At 57.5% G+C, this 273-nt stretch carries 1 protein-coding gene; it reads right to left on the bottom strand.

The annotated features are described in order from the left end of the window. Positions 1 to 273: integrase core domain-containing protein (locus B7449_RS18830; protein WP_048884074.1), on the bottom strand; the 273-nt coding region annotated here is incomplete at both ends.

The following is a 273-nucleotide window of genomic DNA, read 5'->3' as shown; positions in this document are numbered from 1 at the left end:
TACGCCTCATCGGGCGTACGTCCAGCCAGCGCCGTATGCGGACGTCTTTCGTTATAATGGGCGATCCATCTGCCAAGCCCGGCCCGTAGCTCCGATCCGGTTTCGAACGCGTGCAGGTAGACGCATTCATATTTCAGCGACCGCCACAGACGCTCGATGAACACGTTATCCAGCCATCGCCCACGCCCGTCCATACTGATGCGGATCTGACGCTCTTCCAGTATCCCGGTGAAACGGGGTGTCGTAAATTGCGACCCCTGGTCAGTATTGAAA

It is taken from the genome of Komagataeibacter intermedius TF2 (genome assembly GCF_000964425.1).
GTDB classification, from domain to species: domain Bacteria; phylum Pseudomonadota; class Alphaproteobacteria; order Acetobacterales; family Acetobacteraceae; genus Komagataeibacter; species Komagataeibacter intermedius.
The sequence above is the reverse complement of the archived record's forward strand: the minus strand, read 5'-3'. Positions and strand labels throughout refer to the sequence as shown.